At 58.6% G+C, this 21836-nt stretch carries 22 protein-coding genes; 5 read left to right on the top strand and 17 right to left on the bottom strand.

The annotated features are described in order from the left end of the window. From BKN05_RS02245 to BKN05_RS02210, 8 genes are all read right to left on the bottom strand, one after another. On the bottom strand, window positions 1–1536 hold the full coding sequence (locus BKN05_RS02245; protein WP_286687849.1) for a UDP-N-acetylmuramoyl-L-alanyl-D-glutamate--2,6-diaminopimelate ligase: 1536 nt from the start codon (window positions 1534–1536) through the stop codon (window positions 1–3). A gap of 9 nt (window positions 1537–1545) precedes the next feature. Then, window positions 1546–3417, bottom strand: a complete 1872-nt coding sequence (locus BKN05_RS02240; protein WP_374043189.1) for a peptidoglycan D,D-transpeptidase FtsI family protein — start codon at window positions 3415–3417, stop codon at window positions 1546–1548. A gap of 52 nt (window positions 3418–3469) precedes the next feature. Next, window positions 3470–3595: a hypothetical protein gene (locus BKN05_RS02235; RefSeq protein ID WP_286687848.1), complete on the bottom strand. Its 126-nt coding sequence runs from the start codon at window positions 3593–3595 to the stop codon at window positions 3470–3472. 26 nt (window positions 3596–3621) lie between these two features. Beyond that, the gene (gene ftsL / locus BKN05_RS02230; RefSeq protein WP_286687847.1) at window positions 3622–4419 is read right to left on the bottom strand and encodes a cell division protein FtsL; all 798 of its coding nucleotides are present in this window, start codon (window positions 4417–4419) and stop codon (window positions 3622–3624) included. Then, window positions 4416–5456 (bottom strand): 16S rRNA (cytosine(1402)-N(4))-methyltransferase RsmH, encoded by a 1041-nt coding sequence (rsmH, locus tag BKN05_RS02225; RefSeq protein ID WP_286687846.1) that lies wholly within the window; start codon window positions 5454–5456, stop codon window positions 4416–4418. Before rsmH ends, ftsL begins: the two co-directional genes overlap by 4 nt. A 157-nt stretch (window positions 5457–5613) precedes the next feature. Further along, window positions 5614–6048 (bottom strand): division/cell wall cluster transcriptional repressor MraZ, encoded by a 435-nt coding sequence (mraZ, locus tag BKN05_RS02220; protein WP_005324499.1) that lies wholly within the window; start codon window positions 6046–6048, stop codon window positions 5614–5616. Between the two features lie 450 nt (window positions 6049–6498). Beyond that, the gene (locus BKN05_RS02215; protein ID WP_198491702.1) at window positions 6499–6897 is read right to left on the bottom strand and encodes a DUF3040 domain-containing protein; all 399 of its coding nucleotides are present in this window, start codon (window positions 6895–6897) and stop codon (window positions 6499–6501) included. A gap of 109 nt (window positions 6898–7006) precedes the next feature. Further along, window positions 7007–7438, bottom strand: a complete 432-nt coding sequence (locus BKN05_RS02210) for an SAV_6107 family HEPN domain-containing protein (RefSeq protein ID WP_225746717.1) — start codon at window positions 7436–7438, stop codon at window positions 7007–7009. A 226-nt stretch (window positions 7439–7664) separates the two neighbouring features. On the opposite strand from BKN05_RS02210, the gene BKN05_RS02205 reads away from it, so the two are divergent. The 3 genes from BKN05_RS02205 to BKN05_RS02195 are packed head-to-tail and all read left to right on the top strand — an operon-like array spanning window position 7665 to window position 10848. Further along, entirely contained in the window at window positions 7665–8219 is a 555-nt protein-coding gene (locus BKN05_RS02205; RefSeq protein ID WP_286687845.1) for a GNAT family N-acetyltransferase, read from the top strand. Window positions 8220–8269: 50 nt separating this feature from the next. Next, window positions 8270–9349, top strand: coding sequence for a polyprenyl synthetase family protein (locus BKN05_RS02200; protein WP_286687880.1), 1080 nt, complete (start codon window positions 8270–8272; stop codon window positions 9347–9349). An 8-nt stretch (window positions 9350–9357) separates the two neighbouring features. Then, window positions 9358–10848 carry an alpha-(1->6)-mannopyranosyltransferase A gene (locus BKN05_RS02195; protein ID WP_286687844.1) on the top strand — a complete coding sequence of 497 codons (1491 nt, stop codon included), beginning with the start codon at window positions 9358–9360 and terminating at the stop codon, window positions 10846–10848. Here the strand turns inward: BKN05_RS02195 and BKN05_RS02190 are convergent. Next, on the bottom strand, window positions 10817–11221 hold the full coding sequence (locus BKN05_RS02190; RefSeq protein ID WP_286687843.1) for an Rv2175c family DNA-binding protein: 405 nt from the start codon (window positions 11219–11221) through the stop codon (window positions 10817–10819). The two genes, BKN05_RS02195 and BKN05_RS02190, sit on opposite strands and share 32 nt — an antisense overlap. Before the next feature lie 10 nt (window positions 11222–11231). Here BKN05_RS02190 and BKN05_RS02185 point away from each other — a divergent pair, with 10 nt between their 5' ends. Beyond that, entirely contained in the window at window positions 11232–12584 is a 1353-nt protein-coding gene (locus tag BKN05_RS02185; RefSeq protein WP_286687842.1) for a protein kinase domain-containing protein, read from the top strand. Here the strand turns inward: BKN05_RS02185 and BKN05_RS02180 are convergent. Together BKN05_RS02180 and BKN05_RS02175 are read right to left on the bottom strand one after the other, a co-directional pair. After that, window positions 12581–13969 carry a class II 3-deoxy-7-phosphoheptulonate synthase gene (locus tag BKN05_RS02180; protein WP_286687841.1) on the bottom strand — a complete coding sequence of 463 codons (1389 nt, stop codon included), beginning with the start codon at window positions 13967–13969 and terminating at the stop codon, window positions 12581–12583. The genes BKN05_RS02185 and BKN05_RS02180 overlap by 4 nt on opposite strands. Window positions 13970–14013: 44 nt before the next feature. Further along, entirely contained in the window at window positions 14014–14523 is a 510-nt protein-coding gene (locus BKN05_RS02175) for a polyadenylate-specific 3'-exoribonuclease AS (protein ID WP_269953159.1), read from the bottom strand. 74 nt (window positions 14524–14597) lie between these two features. Between BKN05_RS02175 and BKN05_RS02170 the strand changes: the two genes are divergently transcribed. After that, window positions 14598–15779, top strand: a complete 1182-nt coding sequence (locus BKN05_RS02170) for a glycosyltransferase 87 family protein (protein WP_284765752.1) — start codon at window positions 14598–14600, stop codon at window positions 15777–15779. On the opposite strand, the gene BKN05_RS02165 is transcribed toward BKN05_RS02170, so the two are convergent. From BKN05_RS02165 to BKN05_RS02140, 6 genes are all read right to left on the bottom strand, one after another. Then, window positions 15685–16776 (bottom strand): acyltransferase family protein, encoded by a 1092-nt coding sequence (locus BKN05_RS02165; protein ID WP_286687840.1) that lies wholly within the window; start codon window positions 16774–16776, stop codon window positions 15685–15687. The genes BKN05_RS02170 and BKN05_RS02165 overlap by 95 nt on opposite strands. 65 nt (window positions 16777–16841) lie before the next feature. After that, window positions 16842–17582 (bottom strand): lysophospholipid acyltransferase family protein, encoded by a 741-nt coding sequence (locus tag BKN05_RS02160; protein ID WP_286687839.1) that lies wholly within the window; start codon window positions 17580–17582, stop codon window positions 16842–16844. A 23-nt stretch (window positions 17583–17605) separates the two neighbouring features. Beyond that, window positions 17606–18538: an ROK family protein gene (locus tag BKN05_RS02155; RefSeq protein ID WP_286687838.1), complete on the bottom strand. Its 933-nt coding sequence runs from the start codon at window positions 18536–18538 to the stop codon at window positions 17606–17608. Between the two features lie 38 nt (window positions 18539–18576). After that, window positions 18577–19680 (bottom strand): glycosyltransferase family 4 protein, encoded by a 1104-nt coding sequence (locus BKN05_RS02150; protein WP_286687837.1) that lies wholly within the window; start codon window positions 19678–19680, stop codon window positions 18577–18579. Continuing rightward, a complete protein-coding gene (locus BKN05_RS02145; RefSeq protein ID WP_284814828.1) occupies window positions 19681–20724 on the bottom strand; it encodes a C40 family peptidase in 1044 nt (347 codons plus the stop codon). Between the two features lie 114 nt (window positions 20725–20838). Continuing rightward, the gene (locus BKN05_RS02140) at window positions 20839–21468 is read right to left on the bottom strand and encodes a C40 family peptidase (protein ID WP_286687836.1); all 630 of its coding nucleotides are present in this window, start codon (window positions 21466–21468) and stop codon (window positions 20839–20841) included. Window positions 21469–21836 lie beyond the last annotated feature (368 nt).

The raw sequence follows: 21836 nt of genomic DNA, 5'->3' as shown, positions 1-21836 counted from the left end.
CTACTCCTTCGCATCCCCAAGGGTATCGCGGTGCGGGGTTCCGGCCAGCTTTTCCTCGATGGCGCGGGCCATTTCCTCGCGGTCATCAAAATGCAAGGTCTTTCCGTTCACGAGCTGTCCCACCTCGTGGCCCTTGCCCACGACGATGACAGCATCGCCCGGCTCGGCCCAATCGACGACCTCATCGATGGCACGGGCGCGGGAGCCTACCTCGCGGATATCGCCTTCTGGGGCGGCGTCACGTGCGCCCGCCATCACCGCCGCGCGAATGGTGGCGGGGTCCTCGGAGCGAGGGTTGTCATCGGTCACCACGGTGAGGTCTGCGCGGCTGGCTGCGGCTGCGCCCATGATGGGGCGCTTAGAGCTATCGCGGTCTCCGCCGGCGCCGACGACAATGCCGACGCGGCCTTTGGTTCCCTCCAGCTGGCCGCGCAAGGTGTCGAGCACCGCAGCGATGGCCGCCGGCTTATGTGCATAGTCCACTACGGCTACAAAGTCTTGGCCGCGGTCGATGCGCTCCATGCGGCCGGGGACTGCGACCTTCTCCACTCCCGATAGGAACTCCGCTGGGTCCTCTCCTACCGCGGTGGCCATGCCGAGTGCCAAGCAGGCATTGGCGATATTGAACTCACCAGGCAGCGGCAGCCGGAAGGTGAAATCGGCACCGTCATAATTCAGGGCTACCTCCTGGGCACCGGTGGCCTCAGCGGCGGTTTGGCGCGCGCTAATCGTGGCCGAAGCGCCCTGGGTGGCAACCGTAGTAACTGGGTGGCCGGCGCTCTTGGCGACGCCGCGCATGCGCTCGCCCCACTCATCATCGATGCAGAGGACGGCTCGTTCCGCCGCCTGTTCCCCGGCGAAAAGCTTCGCCTTAGCCTGGAAGTAGTCCTCCATGGTGGGGTGAAAATCAAGGTGGTCCTGGCTCAGGTTCGTGAACCCGCCTACCGCAAACCGAGTTCCGCGCACGCGTCCTAGCTCCAGCGCGTGCGAGGACACTTCCATCACCACGTGGGTAACGCCCTCGTTCTTCATGCGCGCGAAAAGCTCTTGTAGGGTCGGCGCCTCAGGCGTGGTGAGCGAGGTGGGAACCGGCGTGCGGTTGATACGGGTACCGGTGGTTCCGATAAGGCCCACAGAATGCCCGGCGTGGAGCAGGCCAGCCTCCAGCAGGTAGCTGGTGGTGGTCTTGCCGGAGGTGCCGGTAACGCCGATAACCGTCAGGTCGCGGGTGGGGTGGCCATAAATCTCGGCGGAGATTGGACCGAGCACGGCACGAATATCCTCTACCACCAAGATGGGGCGGGTCTCTTGGGCTTCGGTAAGCAGGTCGAGTCCGGCGGCGTCGGTAAGCACAGCTCCCGCCTTGGTATCGCGAGCGAACTGCGCGCCGTGTACGCGCGTGCCCGGCAGGGCGGCAAAGAGCGCGCCTTCCGGCAAACGGGAAGAATCCAGCCCGCACGCGGAAACCTCCACGGTGGCATCACCAATGACGCGCCCGCCAGAAAGCTGGGCGAGAGTATCCAAAGAAACGGTCATACTAAGCTCCTATTGTGCCCGCAGGGTCAGCCGCGGTGCTGGTTTCGAAGTCGGAATATTGTCACGATTAAGTAGCCACGAGGCGATATCGCGGAAGATAGGTGCCGCCGACTGGCCGCCGCCTCCATTGTCCTCCACGCCGGACTTAGGCTCATCCAGCATGACGGCAACAACGAAGCGCGGATCATCGGCCGGCGCAATGCCGGCAAAGGTGATCCTATAGGCGGAATTCGAATACGCCCAGGTATTTGGGTCCACCTTCTGGGCCGTACCGGTCTTGCCGGAAAGCTGATAGCCCTTAAGCTGCGCATTGCCGGCCGTACCGTTTTGCAGGCCGGCATCATCGTCCTGGAAGACGGCGCGGAACATATCCACGGTAGTCTTGGCCGTTTCAGGGCTTACCACCTGGTTCTTTTCCGGTTCCTCTAGCTTTTCGTCCTTGCCGTCTGGGCCCTTGACCGAGTCAATGATGCGCGGCTCGATACGCTCGCCGCCATTGGCCAACGCTTGGTAGACGCTGGCCATCTGCAAAGTGGTCCACGACTGGCCCTGGCCAATAGGCAGGTTAGCGAAGGTGCCGCCGGACCATTGCTCCAAGTCTGGGACGCTGCCGGCCGATTCGTTCGGCAGCTCAATACCGGTGGTATTGCCCAACCCAAACTTCTTGAGGTACTCGGCGTACTTCTCTTGGCCCAACTTATCGGCGATCATCAAGGTACCGACGTTGGAGGACTTACCAAAGATGCCGGTGGTGGTATACGGCTCGGTGCCGTGTTCCCAGGCATCATTGACCGTCACGCCCGCCATATCGATGGAACCGGGGACCTGGTGCACCTCATCCGGGGTGGTCACGCCCTCCTGCAATGCAGCAGCCGCGGTAACCACCTTGGCTACAGACCCCGGCTCATAAGGATGGGAGACGCTGCGGTTTTCAAAGTCCTTACCCTCATCAAGCTGATCCTCAACATTCTTATTGGGATCCACGGTATCGGTATTGGCCATGGCAAGGACCTGGCCGGTGGCAGCATCGAGAACTACTGCTTCCGCACCAGAAGCCTTGGAGTTGGCCTTGGCCTTTTCCAGCTTTTGCTGAACGTAGGTCTGCAGGTCCAGATCCAAAGTGAGGGTGACGTCGCGACCATCAACGGTATCCACGACGTCACGCAGCGTGCCCGGGATCACCTGGCCATCTGCGGATACGTCTTCGGTGGACTGGCCGTCAATGCCAGTAAGTTCCGTATCGCGCGCGGCCTCGAAACCGAACTGTCCATGGCCATCCATTGACACCTTGCCCACAACGTTTTCACCAATGGCGCCGTTGGGGTATTGGCGGATGTCTTGGCGGTCCGCTGCCACTCCGTGGTACTTATTGGCGATCTCTACGGCAACATCCGGATCGACATTGCGCACCAGTACCTCATACTGGGTATCGGCTTTGAGCTTATTGAGGATGTCGTCCTTATCCACCTTGGAGGTCGAGGCGCCGGAATCCTCAATCAGCTTCGGGATTCCCTCAGACATGTCCTTAAGGGTCTGCTCCATCTTCTTGCTGAGAAAGCTATCCAGCTTCTTATCATCCATGCCCTCCGTCGAGCCATCTTTTTGGGCCTCGATCTCGGCCTTGTCTTTTAGCTCATCGCGCAGTCGGGTCGGCGAGACGGTCAAGGAACGAGACTTCATCGTGTAGGCCAAGCGCTGGCCATCGCGGTCTAAGATCTCTCCCCTACGGGCCGGGTCAATATAGACGCGCTCACGCTGGGTGACGGCTTTGGCGGAAAGGTCTGGGCCCCACACAAGCTGTACCCAGGCTAAGCGGCCAGCGAGGACGACCATCGCCACGAGCACCACGGATACGATGATGCGCAGGCGTTTGCGCATCATTTTCTTTTGCGGCACCGCGGAGCTGGCAGAGCGGCGCGGGCGGCGCCTAGCCTTACTTGGCGTAGTCACAGTCCAGTGTCACCTTCCCTATTTCCGCCACAATTTCTTGCGTGTATTGATTGTGCCCTACAAAAGTGAGAATGCCCGCGCCACCACGCGCGAGCATCTTCTTTTTCACCGAATATTCTTCCTCAGCTACTCCGGCTACTCGGCGCGGCTGGCATACGGCGCACGGGCTGGAAGATTGGGTCGCGCATCGCTCTGGACAGCACCAGCAGCGCCGGTCTCACGGTCGGAATTACGGTCGACGGCATCGCCACCATTGCTGGTGCGCTGCTGTCCCTGTGGCACGGCATTGAGGGAATTCGACATCCCCTCCGTATCCTTTGGGTCGCTGGAAGCCTGGCCCGGGCGGATTGGTTCACCGTTGACATCAATGAGCTTTTCGGTATCCGGGGTGCCTTCGCGCTTGTCGACGATCTTTCCATCGCCGCCCACTTCCGCAATGCCCGGCTGCTTAGGAATAGCCATTCCCATTTCGTCCGCGCGGCGCGCAATATCAGCAGAAGAGCTGAGATTCTCTGCATCGCGGTTGAGGGTCTCAATCTGGTTATCCAGTTGGGAATCCTGCACGGTTAGCTGCTGGATGGCAAAGGTTTGCTTGGTAGACAGACCGGACAGCCACATGGCCAAGGCCACACCGACGATAAGCAGCGTAAGGGAAATGACGCCCAACCGAGTAAGGAGCCCGTTCTTCTTCGTCTGCGGCTGCAGCTGACGGCCACGGAAGCTCACTACCTGCTTCGAACCCAGGCGCTTCGTGCTGCGGTGCGGCACCCGAGTGCGGCTCGGGGCACGCTTAGTGCTGGGACGCTCACGCAGCGCCGTCGGGGCCCCGGTATCGATTCCGGTGGTGAAGTCTCGGCTGGCGCCCATGGTGCGAGTGGCCTCTCTGTCGCGGCTGTCAGTCTTTAGGTGGTTGCGGCGTGGGATGGTGCTCATTGCCTGCCTCCCGACGGTAGAAATTCAGGCATTCCCTCGAGTCTTTCGATGGCACGAACACGTACCGACGCGGCTCGCGAATTTTCCGTGATTTCCTCTTTAGAGGCCTTTTCCGCCCCGCGCGTAACGATCTTGAACTTCGGCGCGGTGCCCGGCAGGTCCATCGGCAACCCAGTCGGCGTCTTGGAAGTGGTCAGTTCTTTGAAGGCTGCTTTAACGATGCGGTCTTCCAAAGATTGGTAGCTCATGAATACGGCACGGCCGCCTTCCGATAGCGCCTGGGTTATGACCGGCAGGACATTTTCGATAGCTTCCAACTCGCGATTGACCTCAACCCGCAGCGCCTGGAAGGTGCGCTTGGCGGGGTGCCCTCCGGTACGGCGGGTCGCAGCGGGAATGACATCATAAAGTAGCTCAACGAGCCGCGCGGAGTTGACGAAAGGCTCCTTGTCGCGCTCTCTCAACACGGCGGAGGCAATTTTCCCAGCGAAGCGCTCATCGCCATAGGTTTTGAGGACCCGCGCTAAGTCACCGTGCGAATAGGTATTGAGTACATCCGCCGCAGTAATCCCCTGCGAAGGATCCATGCGCATATCTAGCGGCGCATCCGCCTTATAAGCGAACCCGCGATCAGCTTGGTCTAGCTGCATCGAGGAAACACCAAGGTCAAAGAGAGCGCCGGCAATGCCTACGGTGCGGGCCGAATCAAAGATGTCGCCGTCACCTTCCGCGATGGCGCTGCCCAGCTCATCGAATCGTGCATTAACGCCGACGAAGCGACCGCCGTAGGGCGCAAGACGTTCGGATGCATTGCGCAGCGCCTGCTTATCGCGGTCAACGCCTATGACCCGCGCCTCGGGGAAAGATTCCAGGAAGTAGCGAGTGTGACCGCCGGCGCCCAGAGTGGCGTCAACAAGCACGGCCTTATCCCCCGCCGCTTCAACTTGGGGGCGCAGGAGATCGGCCATGCGCTCGCGCATGACTGGCACGTGGCCGTGGTTTTCGGCGACATCATAATTTAGGTCTTTGGTAGCCATGTCTCCCCGCAACCCCCTTTCTCAAATTCCTGACTTCCAGTGGTGGAAAGCATGCGAGTGCGTATAGGGCCCTGTCCGAGGCAGGTTTCTGATATCGGGGAAGTACACCAGAATCATCCGCCTCGGACAGAGTCCTTACACGCACTCTTGTACAGGCTTAGAGCAAGCCCGCCAGTACGTCATCGGCATCTGCTGCCGAATAAGCATCTTCAGTTTGCGACTGGTACTCAGCCCACGCGGCTGCGTCCCAAATTTCGAGAAAGTCCACAGAGCCAACCACAACGCACTCCTTGGACAAGTTGGCATATTCCCGATGCCCTGCGGACAACGTAATGCGCCCATGCCCGTCCGGCCGTTGTTCGTCCGCACTTGCTGCCAAGTTACGGATAAAAGCACGTGCTTCTGGGTTGGTTCGAGAAACCGCCGCAGCCTTCCGTGCGCGTGCCGCAAATTCCTCCCGCGGGTACACGGCCAGCGAGTGGTCCTGCCCCTTGGTGACCATGAGGCCACCCGCGAGTTCATCGCGAAACTTTGCCGGAAGCGTAAGACGTCCCTTGTCATCGAGCTTCGGAGTGTAGGTTCCGAGAAACATCCCGGCGTCCACCTTCCTTACTCGAAAACTCCGGATTCTCTTACTTCAGAATCGAGGCCCTTGAGCCCCTCTTTCCTCCGCTGCGCCCCACTCTACCCCACTTTCCCCCACCTAACCCACTTAAAGCGGCGTGTCCCTCGGATTGATCCTGATTACTTGCAGCTAGATGATGGTTTTCCCAGTGGGAAGAAATCCCACAAAAGGCCTTGACAGCCCGCTACAATCACCCCACTCACCCCACCCGCAACACCAACATAATGAGCCTCAATCCACACACCAACCCCATATGCTGTGTTATCGAGGACTTTTAACTAAGCCCATGAGGCAGTTACCCCACCAGTCCCCACCTAGCACCCCTTCCGTGGGGCAAAGTGGGGAATTTTGGTGCGACACAAAAATCCCCGGTTGACCCTCACTGGGCCAACCGGGGTGAACCACATCAATAAAGCGTTAACGCTCCTCAAAGCGGCGACGGAAGTTTTCCTCCAACTTGCCGCTGACTCCACCACCGCGAGACGCGGGCTTCTTTGCACGGGCACCGGAGTAATGGCTCTGTACAGAGTGGCTGGAGCCATCTCCGCGCAGCATCCACACACCAGCGGCAAACATCACCAAAAAGCCCGCGATAGAAAGCGCAATAAACCACAGGCTTTGCTGCGCGAGAGCAACTCCACCAATAAGCATGCACAGCCCAACGACGACGAGCGCTATACCTCGGAGGGTTACCGCACCGCCAGATCCGCCGAACGACGTAGGCTCAGAAACGGAAGCGCCAAACTTAGGATCGTCAGCAAGTAACGATTCCTCAATTTCACGGAGCGTGCGCTGCTCCTGCTCAGAAAGAGACACTGTTCCTCCAACTAGGGATTGAGCTTCGGGCGGTAATAGTTCTATCTATACTAACGCCCAGAATAATCAGTATGTTCCCCAAAAGGTAGTGAGCGCCCCCACGGAGTGACTACGCAGCAAAAGAGCCGAAAGTAGTCCCTGCCTCACTTTCATCCAAAAATTGTGCGGCATGCTGCATGAGGCCATAAACATATTCCTCGCTCGGCGCTTCATCCAGCCCCGAAGACACGCGTGCACGAGTCCGCGAATATCCTTTAAAGGATTCAGCCCACCGCTTGTCTTCCACACCAACGAGCGCTAACCGATCCCATGCACTGGAGGGAAGGCGGCGGCGCCGAGCCACTACAGATGCAGCTACTCGTGCGCCAGCAGTACGTAGAGCCGATTGGTACGCCACCTCTAAGGCTTGATCGAATCGCCCCTCAGCCGCATAACCGCGCGCAGCGTCTAATAATTCTCGTGCTTGGAAGAGAAATCGTGCCCGCTTGCCACTTTCTCGCCCAAGAGAACGAGTACGCGTTGCCGAAATAATCTGTGCCATTGTTTTGTCCTTAGCTAAATAAATAACGTCGTTGAACTGTCCCCGACCCTAAGCAAGCCGCCAGACATTTCACTGTTAATAATAGTTCACGTGTTCGATTCGATCAATGCTAATTGCAGGCCACAAATTAACTGCAGCCCTCTTGTTCGATTCGCTCTTGTGACTTTCAAAGAACAGAGTGGGCCTTGCTTTCCTTCCGCTACAGACATCTGGTGTCATAGGAAGTGTGAGCTTTGAAATTCGCCGCCTAACCCCGCCGGAATTCTCCCTATTAGCCCCGCAGTTGGTTGAAATCTACATCGAGGCAATGCACTACAATCCCGCGATTTTGCATAGCCGCATTTCAAGCTGGCGAAATGACGTGACCCGCCCCGGATTCAGCGCGCAAATTGTCACCCATGACAATGGCGTCGTCGGCGTGGCCTATGGGTTCTTAGGCTCCCCGGACAGCTGGTGGGACGCTGAGCTTCGCCGGGGGCTCCGACTACAAGGCGGGCCCACCGAAGAGCAGTGGGACATTGTGCGCAACTACTTTGAGTTGGCAGAGATCCACGTCTTGCCGCAGTACCAGGGGCGCGGCCTAGGCAGAAAACTATTAGAGGGATTGCTATGGAATGCGCCGGCGCGCTACGCACTGTTGTCCACACCCGAGGTGCCGAACGAGGATAACGGTGCCTTCCGCCTCTATAGAGCCACCGGCTTCTTCGATGTCCTCCGTGATCATCTCTACCCCGCCGATGCCCGCCCCTTTGCCATATTGGGCGCGAGCCTGCCGCTGTAAACCTCTGTTATTTCTTGCGCAGCCTAGCCGGTATCGTGTGGGGTGTGACTATGCAGAATACTCCTGAGCTTGCGGAAATCCCCGGTGCGGTGCGCGAGGAGCTCGCCACCTTCCTTGATCAACGCCGAGAGCAGGTGGCGGAAATTGGTGCCCCGGTAACCAAGGCCGTGAGCTTTTTGGAATCCTTCGTGCTTGACGGCGGCAAGCGAGTGCGCCCTACCTATGCTTGGGCGGGCTACCTTGCTGCAGGTCGAGGAGAAGAAGATCCCGCGGCTATGCTCCGCGCGGCTGCCTCTTTGGAATTTATCCAGGCCTGCGCTCTTATCCACGATGACATTATCGATGCTTCAAATACCCGTCGCGGCAATCCTACGGTGCACCGGGGCGTCGAAAAGCTGCACCGCGAATCGGAATACTTGGGGGATCCAGAGTTCTTCGGCACCTCCGTAGCAATCTTGGTGGGTGATTTAGCGCTTGTTTATGCAGAAGACATGTTCCAAGATTCCGGCCTGAGTGCGGCCGCTTTGCACCGTGCCCGCAGCCCGTGGCGCGGCATGCGCACTGAGGTTATCGGTGGACAGCTCTTGGACATCTCTTTGGAGGCAGCAGGGTCCGAATCAGTAGAGCTTGCCAATTCCGTCAACCGCTATAAGACGGCCGCTTATACCATTGAACGCCCGCTGCACTTGGGCGCCGCCATCGCCGGTGCGAGCGAGGAACTTATCGCGGCCTTCCGCGGCTATGGGCACGATATAGGCATTGCCTACCAGTTGCGCGACGATCAGCTGGGTGTTTTTGGCGATCCCGCGGTGACCGGCAAACCTGCCGGTGATGATCTGCGCGAAGGCAAGCGAACCGAACTTTTAGCGCTAGCGCTCCAGCGCGCGGATGAGTCCGATCCACACGCTGCTGCTACCTTGCGCAAGCTCGTTGGCCACACCTCAGATCCCCAGGAGCTATCGCGCCTGGCCCAGATCATCGCTGATTCGGGCGCACCAGAAGAAATTGAGCGCCGCATCGATTCCCTAACGCAATCGGGCCTGCAGCACCTGCACGCCGCGAAGGTGGATCCCACGGTCACCGAAACCCTAGAGCAGTTGGCTATCAAGGCTACTGCTCGCCGCAAGTAGGTTGTGCTGTGGCAAAGACGTACTCTTTTCCCATTCCGCGCGCGCTGCCGCTAGGGCTATCTGCCTCCTGCATTTTGCTGCTCGCGTCCTTCTCTGGCGGCGCCACCCGCAACCGTGGAGGACTCCTCGAAGCCTTAAATATCGGCTTCTTGTCCTATGGGCATGGGCGCAATCTCGGCCTCGCGCTGTACTGGGTGGGTATTTTCCTCTTAGCCGCGGCGTGGGTGCTAGCTGGGCGCACCATCATTCGCCCGCAGCTCAAAAATCCTCTGTCCGAGGGCGGCTTGCGTGACATCCAGCGCATCCTCATCGCCTGGGTAGCTCCCCTTTTATTAGCCGGGCCATTGGCCTCACGCGATGTGTATTCCTACCTCATGCAAGGTGCTATGGTTCGCGATGGGTTCGATCCGTATACCGAAGGTGCCGCCGTTAACCCCGGACCCTTCCTCCTTGAGGTATCACAAGATTGGCGCAATACCACCACACCTTATGGTCCCCTTCACCTGTGGATAGGAGAACTGGTCACCAGCCTGGTAGGCGATAACGTCACTGCAGGCGTGGTGCTCTATAAGATTCTTTCTCTGCTCGGGTTTATTACCATCGCTTGGTCAATCCCCCGCATCGCCCGCAAACTCAGTGCAGATCCAGCGGTAGCACTGTGGCTTGGTGTAGCTAATCCAGTTATTATCTTGCACCTTATCGGCGGCATGCATAATGAATCACTCATGGTGGGGCTCGTATCGATCGGACTGCTAGCGGCATTGCATAAGCGCTTCCACGCCGCCCTCATCCTCGTGGGCACGGCCGTGGCCATGAAGGCAACTGCGGTTATTGCGGCACCGTTTATCGTATGGATGATGCTCCACCACTATGCCCCCAAGGGCTCCAGTAAGTGGCGACAACTTGCTGTATTTGTGCTATCTGGCATCGCCGCAGTGGCAGAAATCATCGCCGCAGTAGCCCTCATCACGTGGGTTTCCGGCACATCGTGGGGCTGGCTATCGCAGGTAAGCGGCAATTCCAAGGTGATTAACCCGCTGGCAGGTCCCACCTTGGCCACCGATGTTATCTTCCCAGCGGTACAAATATTTATGCCGGATGCGTCCTATAACGCCATCTTGGCCGTCCTGCGCAGCATCGCAATGGTCTGCATGCTCATTGGGCTGGTGACGGTATGGTGGCTCTGCCGCAGGAACAACCGCGACGCCATTATGGGCACCGCGGCCGCATACCAAGTTGCCTTCGTTTTCAATGCCGTGACCCTACCGTGGTACTACGCCTCAATCTTCACCCTGATGGGCACCTTCCGGCCGCCGCTCTGGCTAATCAAATTCACCACCGGCGTGGCCCTGTTTATTGGCGTCTCCTTCTCCGGCGATGGCAATCACCAGCTCTACAATTGGTTCTGGGTCATCGGCATGATTGTGGTGGTGTGGTTTGCCACCCAGTGGATCTTTGAAGGCGTGCCTAAAAAGCGGCAGCCTGCGCGCGCCGAATAACCTCGCGGGCAAGGTGACCGTGCAGGGCATCGATCGGGCGGCCCGGCAGCGAGTCATCCTCGGTAAAGAGATGCCTGAAAATTTCGTCGTCCTTATAGCCGCCGTCTGTCAACACGGTAATTGCGGCAGTTACATGCTTGGCAATGACGCCCTTGTCGTTGAAGAAGGCCAGCGGTACGCGCTTTCCTTCTGGGGAATCCCAGGCAATGAACTTTCGGTCCTGCAGCAGGTCATAAACGCGTGTAATGGGCAGGTCTAGCTTTTCTGCCACCTGCTGCATGCTGAGCAGTTCTTCGTTAGCGAGCAAGGAATCGAGGGATTTTTCTTGGTTAGTCACGTTCTCTACTTTAACGCGGGCTAGATGATCGGCCATACTGGGAAGTATGACTAGGTTGGAAATTGGTGACGTTCTGGAGAATCGTTACCGGATCGATCGCCCCATTGCCCGCGGTGGCATGTCTACCGTCTATCGCTGCGTGGACATGCGGCTGGGACGAGCGGTCGCGGCCAAGGTCATGGACGAGCGCTATTCCGATGACCCGGTCTTTATCAAGCGTTTTTCTCGCGAGGCTCGCGCCATGGCCCGCCTGCAGCATCCCAATCTCGTGGCTATTCACGATTTTTCCGCTGACGGCGAGCCCATCTATCTCATCATGGAGCTCATCGATGGCGGTACGCTACGCGAGCTACTGGCCGAGGGCGGCCCCTTTCCGGTGCAGGCGGCCGCCTCTACCCTGCGCAATGTTCTGCGCGGCTTGGAAGAGGTGCATTCCACCGGGCTCATCCACCGCGACATCAAGCCCGATAATGTGCTTATTACCTCGCACCACCGAGTAAAGGTGGGCGATTTTGGGCTGGTGCGCGCCACCAATGCCGAAGCCACGACAGACATGATTGTAGGCACCGTGTCCTACCTTGCGCCCGAGCAAGTCACAGGTGAGGAAATTACCCCGGCCTCGGATGTATATTCAGCCGGCATTGTCCTCTTCGAGCTTCTTACCGGCACCGTTCCATTCTCGGGGGATACTCCCCTGGCCCATGCCACGGCCCGCTTGGATTCTGACGTCCCCGCGCCGTCCTCGCGGATTTCTGGGGTGCCCAAGCTTGTCGACGCCCTCGTGGCCACCGCCACTGCCCGCCATCCCCGCGAGCGCTTCGCCGACGCCGGAGAATTCCTCGAGGCGCTCGATGATGTCTGCCGGGAGCTCGATCTCCCGGACGTGACCATTCCTGTGCCGAGGAACGCTGCTGCAGCGCGCACGGCACAAGCCCCCACGGATTTTTCTGGCACCGGAGCCACGGAAATTTTCGAGCCCACCCGCAGCATTCCGCAAGGCGAAACGGAGCATCTCGACGGCGGTCCGACAGAAGTCATCCCGCCGCAACGCCTAAGTTTTGAGACCAAACTGGATTTACCACAGGCAGAGCCCGCTCCAGAACCGGAGCCGCAATCATTGTCACGCCCCCAGGCACAGCCGTATTCTGCGACCGAGCCACCACTCGAACCATTCGCGCCGGCAGCTGCCTCTGCGCCTGCACCAGTACCTACTCCCGCCCCCGAGCAGCCGGTCCACAGCGCGCATGAAGAACCCTCCGAGCGCCCGCTGACCAACCGCAATCCGCTGTCACTAGTGCTGTACTTAGTAGTGGTCGCGATTGCGGTGGGCGCAGTGGCTATCGGCGGATGGTGGTTCGGCTCCTCGCTCTACGGCATGACGCCGAACCTGTGGATTTAGTTACGTAGCATCTCCGCGATAAGGAAGGACAGCTCGAGCGACTGCTGCGTATTAAGGCGAGGATCCACAGCCGACTCGTAGCGGCCCGGCAGATCCACGTCGGTAATGTCCTCGGCGCCGCCCAAGCACTCGGTGACGTCTTCACCGGTGAACTCAAGGTGTACGCCACCTGGGTGGGTACCCAGTTCACGGTGAACCTCGAAGAAGCCTTGGACCTCATCCACGATCTTGTCAAAGTGGCGAGTCTTGTAGCCATTAGAAGCAGTGAAGGTATTGCCGTGCATCGGGTCGGACTGCCATACCACCTTGTGGCCGGAGTCTTCCACCGCCTTCACAATGGCAGGCAAGACTGTGCGCACCTTATCGTGGCCCATGCGCGAAATCATGGTTAGGCGCCCCGGCTCGCGATTCGGGTCCAGCCTTTCCGCGTACTCCACGGCCTGCTCCGGGGTGACGCCCGGTCCCAGCTTGATGCCCACTGGGTTACCAATCATCGCCGCAAAGTTCACGTGGAAATCTTCGATGCCACGAGTGCGCTCACCAATCCATACCTGGTGCGCAGAGAGATCGTAGAGCTTGGTATCGCCTTTATTGTCCTGGCCCAAGCGCAGCATGGAGCGCTCGTAGTCCTTCAGCAATGCCTCATGCGAGCAGTAGATATCGGCCGAGCGCAGGGTGTCATCGTGCACGCCACAGGCATTCATGAAGTTCAAGCCGTTTTCAATCTCCCGGGCCAAGTCCTGGTAGCGGGCACCCGCGCGGGACTTGCGCACGAACTCGCGGTTCCACTCATGCAGGCGGTAAAGATCCGCAGTTCCGGACGAGGTCAAAGAACGCACGAGGTTCATTGCCGCTGAAGAGTTCGCGTAAGCACGGATCATTCGGGCTGGGTCGTGGCGACGAGCCTCTTCGGTCGGCTCCACGGCGTTGACAATGTCACCGCGGTAGTTCAGCAAACCATTGGAATCCGTATCGGAGGAACGCGGCTTGGCGTACTGACCGGCGATGCGGCCGAGTTTTACCACGGGAACGGATGCGCCGTAGGTCAACACCACGGCCATTTGCAGCAGCGTTTTCACATTGCCACGGATATGCGGCTCAGTATTGGACTCAAAGGTTTCCGCGCAATCGCCACCCTGCAGCAAAAAGGCGTTGCCCAAGGCAACGTCTGCCAGCTTCTTCTTGAGCGCCTCGATCTCTGGCGCGACCACAATGGGCGGCACGGACTCGAGAATCTTGCGCACGTTATCGGCCTGGGAAGTATCCCAGCTGGGCTGCTGCTTTGCGTCACGCTTGATGACGTCCTGGAAGACCTCTTCAATGCCGGCGGGCAATGGCGGGAGGTCTGGCAGAACGCCTTGCGGAATATCTACTGTCCAACTCACACTGCTATTTAACCATCTATAGCCTATCGCGCGTTAGTTAAATCCTAGATATTAATTCTATTACCCTTAGACAGCGGAAGCACTTGGGCGCAGGCACGGAACTTGGCGAGGTTATGACGGGCGTCGACAAGCGCATCGTGATTGCCCTTAGGCACGGCTGGCAAGCTCGGACGCCCCGCAAACTCCCAATACTGCTTCAGCTCGCGGGTATAACGTGGCATGCGCCTAGGCAATCCGGCCATATCGCCCCACAGCTGCGCCAAAACCACATGATCATAAGCGCCCACCCACGCCCACAGCTCTACCGGAGTTGAGCTCTGGGTCAGGAACTCGAAGACCTCCGTGCGAATCGTCTCTAGAGGTTTCCACACTGGGTCCCGCGGGCTGGGCAACTTCGCCAATACATTGTCTTTGACCCAAGAATTGGCCTTGGACGGATCAAAATCCGTAGACACGGCGTAGTATTCGCTGCCATTCTCACCGACGATGCCGATGGAGACCAATTCAATGGTTTGTCCATCTTCAATAAATTCGGTGTCATAGAAGTAGCGCACGTCTCCCAAGCCTAGCGCCGCCTAGTCTGCGGCGATAAATTGGCCCCTTAAAGAGACGGTTGTACACTTCTGGCGTGAAGAAATCTTTGTGGTTTACTGCTTTGCCCTTGTGCCTCTCTGTCCTCGTGGCCCTCTGGTGGCTCATTGATATTCCGGAGCTTTTCTCCGGCCATTTTTCCACGTATTACCACATTGACCTGGACGTTTACCGCGAAGGCGGGGCCGGCTTTGGCAGCGACCTCTACGCCAAGGACTATCTCGTCGGCAGCAATCGCGATGTCTCTCTTCCCTTCACCTATCCGCCCTTTGCGGCGCTGCTTTTTGCCCCACTGAGCTGGATTCCCCTCACCGCAGCGAGCATCCTCGTATCTGTCGCCTCCTTACTTGCCCTGTGGGTCTGCGTTGCCCTGGTCCTGCGCTCTCTTGGCTGCCCTGGCTGGGCAGGCTGGGCGCTTCTGGCGGCGATGCTTACTGAACCGATTACGGAGACCTTTAGCTTCGGGCAGGTCAACATCCTGCTCACCGCACTTGTAGTAGCGGATATTCTCTGGCTGCGCCCCGGACGCGGCAGGGGCGTGCTTACCGGTATCGCAATGGCAATCAAGCTCACCCCTGCGGTATTCCTTGCCGTATTTTTCGTCCGCCGCGAATGGCGCGCTTTTTTCAGCGCCCTGGGTTCCTTTCTGGCAGCTGGACTCATCGCCTTCGCCTGTAATCCACATAGCTCCATCCAGTACTGGAGCGAAACACTGCGCGATTCCAACCGCATCGGTGGACTTGCCTATAGCTCCAACCAATCTCTGCGCGGTTTGTTTAGCCGCCTAGTCCCCGAACACGCTGAAAAGCTGTGGCTCGTGGCCGTTGTCCTCGTCGTCGCCATCGTGTGGTTTGCCATGGAGCGTCTCTCCCACGGGAACCAGGCGGTACTCATGCTACTGGCCGCTTCAGTATCGCTCCTGTGCTCGCCCGTGTCATGGTCACACCACTTCACCTGGCTAGTATTGGCGGGCGTGCTGCTAGTGGCGCAGCGCCACTGGGCGCTCGGTGCGCTGACATGGCTGGCGCTTTTCGCCCGCGGGCATTGGCTTGTCCCCCATGCCAATGACCAAGAGCTGGACTGGGCATGGTGGCAGCACATCGTGGGCAATGACTACGCCATCGTTACCGCTCTGCTGGTTCTTTGCTCGCTACCATTGGCTCTACGACGGGCCGGCGTTTATCAATCCGCGGCGGAACCAGCGTCCAGCCAAGGATAGGAACCTTCCCGAGCGCCCAAAGCGCTACCGATGCCGCAGCGGAGTAGAAGAAGCACATTCCGATCCAGAACCAGGTATTTTCCAGCGGCCACTGGCCAGCAAGGCTCACCACGTAATCGCGGTGGGCCATGAAGAAGCCGTACCCCAGCGTCATGCCGATTGGGTGGGCCAAGTAAATGGGCAGGGTATGCCGGCCCACGAACTTTACAAAAGTGGACAGAGCCGGAATATGGCTAATAAGGACAGCACCAACGATGCCCGCTGGGGTTTCAAGCGTCTGCTCTGCAAAACGGATAAGCAGGTTGAGATCGCCTCGGCCAAGCATGTCCCCGCCTGGCAGTGGCCACTGCACCGCTACCTCGCCTTCGACGGCATCCCAGATTTGCCGCAAGGATAGGCCCGCGATGTAGCTGATGATCGCCGCGCCATAAGCCCACATAGAGCCCTTACGGAAGGTGCCTTTGAAGGGTGCTTCGGCGGCGTCGGCAAACCGCGTAATAGGCCCGCGCAGATAGGCCGCACCGACGAAGATGGGCAAAAACATGATTGCCTTGCCAATAAAGTAGTAATGATCCTGCCAGGCTATAAACAGCAACGGCGCAAAGCTCAGACTTATGCCCGCCCACGCCGGTAACCTGCGCACGGCCCACAAAAATATATTGAAAAAGATAAGCGCGTGAATGAACCACGCCATGGTATGGCCCAACAGCAGGTTATAAAGCAGATCAGAAAGCTGCAGATAAGGATCGCCAAATACCCAGTGGAACTCGATGCGCTTAGTCCACAGTTCAACGGTCATCCACACCGTGTATGGGACGAGGAAAAACCAGAGGCGGCGCGTACAAAGCTCGCTGAAAGAATAGCGAAAAATCTTGGTAGAGAAATAGCCGGATACAAGGAAAAACAAGGGTAGGCGGAGCGGGTCCAGCCACATGTTTAGGTCAGCCAACCACGTTAGCTCACCTTCCGGAACCACCAGCGTGACGTGCAAGAGCACGACGCCGATAATGGATACGCCTTTAGCGGTATCTGGCCAAGCTAAACGGGCCTTGGGAATAGTGATTACCTCCCCTTGTATTCAGCGCCGGCGGGGTAACCATGGCCGGCTTTGAGCGAAGCCTTCACATCGGAGGCGTACACATCAACATAAGGCTTATCGCTCAGCTCGGCCAAATTGCGCATCACAAAATCCGTGAAGGCGCGGATAGTCTCGTGCTCGGCCGGATTCATGCCGCGCTCCTTGGCCCAGTCATGCGGCCAGATAGGATCACCTACCCGCACGCCGACCTTAAACGGGCGCGGGATCCACGAGCCAATGGGATTGGCCTTACGCGAATTGATCATCGCGATGGGAAATACTGGCTGGTTAGTCTCCATGGCGATGCGCCCCATGCCGGTACGGCCCTTGTACACACGGCCATCTGGGGAACGAGTTCCTTCCGGATAGATACCGAAGAGATCGCCGCGGGACAAAATACCTTCTGCGGTTTCCACAATGGCGTCGCCAGCGTCCTCACTATCGCGCTCGATGGGGACTTGGCCTACCGCGGTAAAGAACCACTTTTGCAGGCTACCAACAAGACCCGGAGTGGTGAAGTATTCCGACTTAGCCGGAAACGTGATCTGGCGCGGACACACCAAAGGAAAGAAGAAGGAATCCATAACCGCCTGGTGATTCGACACCAAAATCGCAGGCCCTTCAGCGGGGATTTTCTCGATGCCCTCGCTCCACGGGCGATTCCATACTCGCAGGGCGGGTCCGAAGAAGATGTGCTTAAAAGCCCAGTACCACTTGTTTTTCATCGCCAGGTCGTCCTTTGTTAGTTTTAACGGCCGCTGCGGGCCAAATCGGCTACGCCAATCATACCCGCTGCCGACCCTAATTCTGCGGTGGCAACACGTGCGAGGGGGCGATGCCCTGCCCCGACAATGTCCTGTCCCATAGCTTGGGCGGCACCCTCGAGGTAGAGGTCCGCATCTTGGGATACGCCGCCTCCGAGAACGATGAGCTCCGGATCCAACACATCAGCAACAATGGAAAGGCCCTGGCCCAGCCACCGGCTGAAATCTTCCATCACCGCGACGGCAAGTGGATCTCCGCGCCGCGCCGCCTGGGTAATTTCCTTGCCTGTGGGATCAGCCGGCAGCGAAGTCTCATAGCTTCCTCGTAGATCAGCGCAGGTATCCGGCAACGCGGTACCAGAGGCATAGCGTTCCAAGCAGCCGCGCTTGCCGCAGGAGCACTGCCGGCCATTAGGGACTACCACGATATGCCCAAACTCTGGAGCAGTACCAAACGCACCGCGGTAGATGGTGTCATGCGTCATCAGCGTGGCGCCGATCCCTGTTCCTACCGCAAAGAAAACCCAATCCTCCGCACCCCGGCCAGCACCAAAGCGCCACTCACCCCACGCGGCGGAATTGGCATCATGCTCCAAACGCACGTGTATACCGAGCTTCTGCGAGAGCGATTCCCGGACATTGGCGTGCCGCCAGGGAAGGTGCGGGGCGAAGCGCACTACCTCACACGTAGGATCCAAAAATCCCGCCAAGGCGAGGCCAACGGCGTCTACCTCATAGTCAGAGCGCAGCTCATCGACGATGCCCACAATATCCGCTTCCAGCTGCTCGGCATCCATGCAAGTAGGAACCGTGCGGCTCGCGAGAATCTCACCCTCCCGAGTGATCACTCCGCCGCGCACGTTGGTGCCACCGACGTCGAAGCCGATAGTCAGATCGGCGGAGTTGTTCTTAAGCATGCATAACAGAATATACCGACAACCGGGTTAGGGTCACATCAAGACATCAGCTGCCGCAATCGCTGCCCCATTATCCGCCACGTCCAATTCTCTTCCACATGGCGACGCCCCGCCTGCCCCATACGAAGCCTACGCTGCGGGTCGGCCAAGAGAGCTTTCAACGCTCCAGCTAGTTCCGGCACAGCCCCGCCCTTGACGACGACCCCCGTCTCCCCCGTTACCGTCTCCGGTGCACCACCGGAGTCTCCAGCGACAACCGGCAGGCCGCACGCTTGGGCCTCCAAATACACGATTCCCAAGCCCTCGACGTCTAGCCCACCGCCACGGGTGCGTGCCGGCATGGCAAATACATCCGCTGCATGCAATGCAGTCTCAATGCTTTCCGCTTCCTGAATCACTGCGTCTGGACAGTAGATTTCCGCCAACTGTTCTAAAGCCGCGCGGTAGCGTCCGCGCCCGATGAGCAAGAGCTGCGCATCCGGAAATTCTTCACGCACTAGAGGCATAGCACGTAGAAGCTGATCCTGCCCCTTGCGTGGAACGAACCGCGAAATGCAGACGATGGTCGGCCCTTCGACTCCAAACTCGGTTTTTGCCGCTGCGCGTTGCTCCGGCGTGGCTGGAGAAAGGCCTTCCACGCTCACTCCGGAAGGCAGGTGCTCCCAGCGCGGATTCGGTCCAAATGGTCGACGCAACCGACGCAGGGTGTAGTCGGAGATATAGGTAATCACGTCAGCATGGTCACCAATGCGGCGCAGGCACTGCCGAGCCACGGGCACCATCGACCACCCCACTTCGTGCCCGTGCGTCGTAGCTACCACACGGGTGGCGCCCGCCTCTTTTGCGGCCTTGCCCATCAAAGCAAGGGGCGCGGCTGCACCAAACCAGACGATGTCAATATTTTCTGCGCGGATAATCTCCTGCATCCGACGCACCGTGGTGGGCGTCGGCAACATCACGCGGCGAGGCCAGCGGATAACCTTGTAGTCCACCGCGGCATCGAATTCCGCCGGCGATTCCTGGGTAGAGGCAAAGACCACGACATCGCGCGGATCTAAGGTTGCTACGAAATCGCGCAGGTAAGACTGAATCCCGCCAATCTTGGGTGGAAAGTCATTAGTTACCAGTAGAACGCGGGCCACTTAGTACCGCGCCGTTCCGGTAATCGGCATGGACTTTAGCGGTACCACCTGAACAGGCACGCCATAGGTAGAGGCATGGACTACCTGGCCATTACCGATGTACATGCCCACGTGAGTTACTCCCGGGTAATAGCCCACGATATCGCCCGGCTGTAGGTCTTCCAACGGTACCGATGTGCCACCTGCAATCTGAGCCTGCGACGTACGCGGAATGGACTTACCAATCTGCTGATACGCCCAGAACATCAATCCAGAACAGTCGAACTGATCGGGTCCAGCCGCACCCCAGCCATATGGGGCGCCCAGCTTCGACAAGGCAGCCGAGGCAGCACCATCAGCTACCTCACCCAGATCCATATCCGGCTTATCAGATCCGCCGAATTGACCTTCCCAGGCCTCGCGCTGCTGTTCATCGAGAGCGTCCACCTGCTTTTCGATGTCCTTTTGCTGCTTTTCCAGCTCCTCCTTCTCCTTGAGAAGCTCCTCGCGCTGCACTTCCAGCGCCTTCTTTTCCTCGCGCACCTTCGCGGCGACGTCGGCAGCCTTATGCTTTTCCTCTTCCGCCGTGGAAGCGGCATTAGCCTTGGCATCGAGGGTGCGCTGGGCCTGTCGGGATAATGCTCCGAGGTAGCCCATGCGCTCTACGGCATCGGAAGGATCTTCTGCAGCCAAAGCTCCAGACACTGCCGAACGGGAATCACCGCGGTAGCGCGACTGTGCGATGCCATTGACACGGTCCTGCTGGGTGGAAACATCCCCCTTCGCATCGTCCGCACGCAGCTGCGCCTCAGCGGCGGCCTGCTCGGATTCAGCAACCTCAGCCTGCTTCTCCTCAAGCTTGACCTCGAGCTCTTTTACCTCTTCGTTCTTGGCAGACACTTTGCGCGCAACTTCTCCTACGCGCTCCACCAAGGCGTCTACATTTTCGGTGGCACTCTCCTGTTGGGGAACGGCCTCCTGCGCAACAACCTGCGAAATCCCAGAAACCGACGTAACAGCAAGAGCCGCTGCAAGTGCAGCTGCAGGAAGTACTCGTTTAGACACGTAAGGACCCTTAGACTAAGAAAATTTTAAAAATCATACTAACTATAGCGGGTTTTACCCCCTGATGCACGACAAAGCCCTCCCCGCGAAGGGGAGGGCAAGATCCGCCGCTTCTTAGAAGCGAACTGCGGAGTGAATCGGCATGTAGTTCAGGTCGCGCTCCTGAACCGGCACGCCGGAGTTAAGGGCGTCGATGATGGTGCCGTGGCCGGTGTAGATACCAACGTGGGAAGCGCCACCGTAGTAAGCGATGATGTCACCCGGCTGCAGCTGATCCAGGGATACCGGGGTACCGGCGGCAGCCTGTGCCTGAGAGGTACGCGGGATCTCCTTGCCAGCCTGAGCGTATGCCCAGCTGGTCAGACCGGAGCAGTCGAAAGCGTTCGGGCCAGCGGCGCCGTATACGTACGGAGAACCGATGACGGAGCGGGCTGCTGCCAGTGCCTTCTGGCCAACGGTCTGCTGTGCCGGAGCGGCCTGCTTGTGGCCAGCTGCTGCGTAGTTGGTGTTCTGCTGGTTAGAAACCTGACCCAGGGACGGAACGTAGCGGTCAATGTTCGGCACCTGGTCAATGTTCGGGACGTTTTCCAGACCTGCTACCTCAAAGCGGTAGTCGGTATTAGGTACGACGACCTCTGCTGCCTGTGCGACGCCCGGTGCGACGACTGCTGCGGTTGCAGCCAGTGCTGCAGTAGATGCGATGCGACGGGTGTTCTTCATGCCCTGACGACGGTGCTGTGCCATGAGTAAAACTCCAAATCTTCCTGCGCGCCTACTCCCTTGTAAAGGAAGCTCTGACCCTGGGGGACTAGCGTTCGTTGGGAATCCGTTCCTTTAGGATTTCCTCCACTCGGCCCCTCAGTAGGAGGGGCCAGATGCGGCGCTGTAATTCTTCTGTTTAGATTGAGCACCTTTCGGGCGGTAACTCAATGTCTCGAATAGGTTACGAAATCATCACAAGCAATGTCCATTCGCGACACCAAAATAACGTTTGTTATCGCTTCGTTACCTTCCGTTGACCTCGCCGAGATTTAACCCCCACATAGAAGAAATCGCTCACCGGAATTAAAACACTTATGGCCACAAGCTGCACAAATAAAGTCGGACGACTG

The organism is Corynebacterium sp. S5S1 (assembly GCF_001913985.1).
Taxonomy (GTDB): domain Bacteria; phylum Actinomycetota; class Actinomycetes; order Mycobacteriales; family Mycobacteriaceae; genus Corynebacterium; species Corynebacterium marquesiae.
Note: the sequence above shows the minus strand (reverse complement) of the source record. Positions and strands in the feature narration are given on the sequence as shown.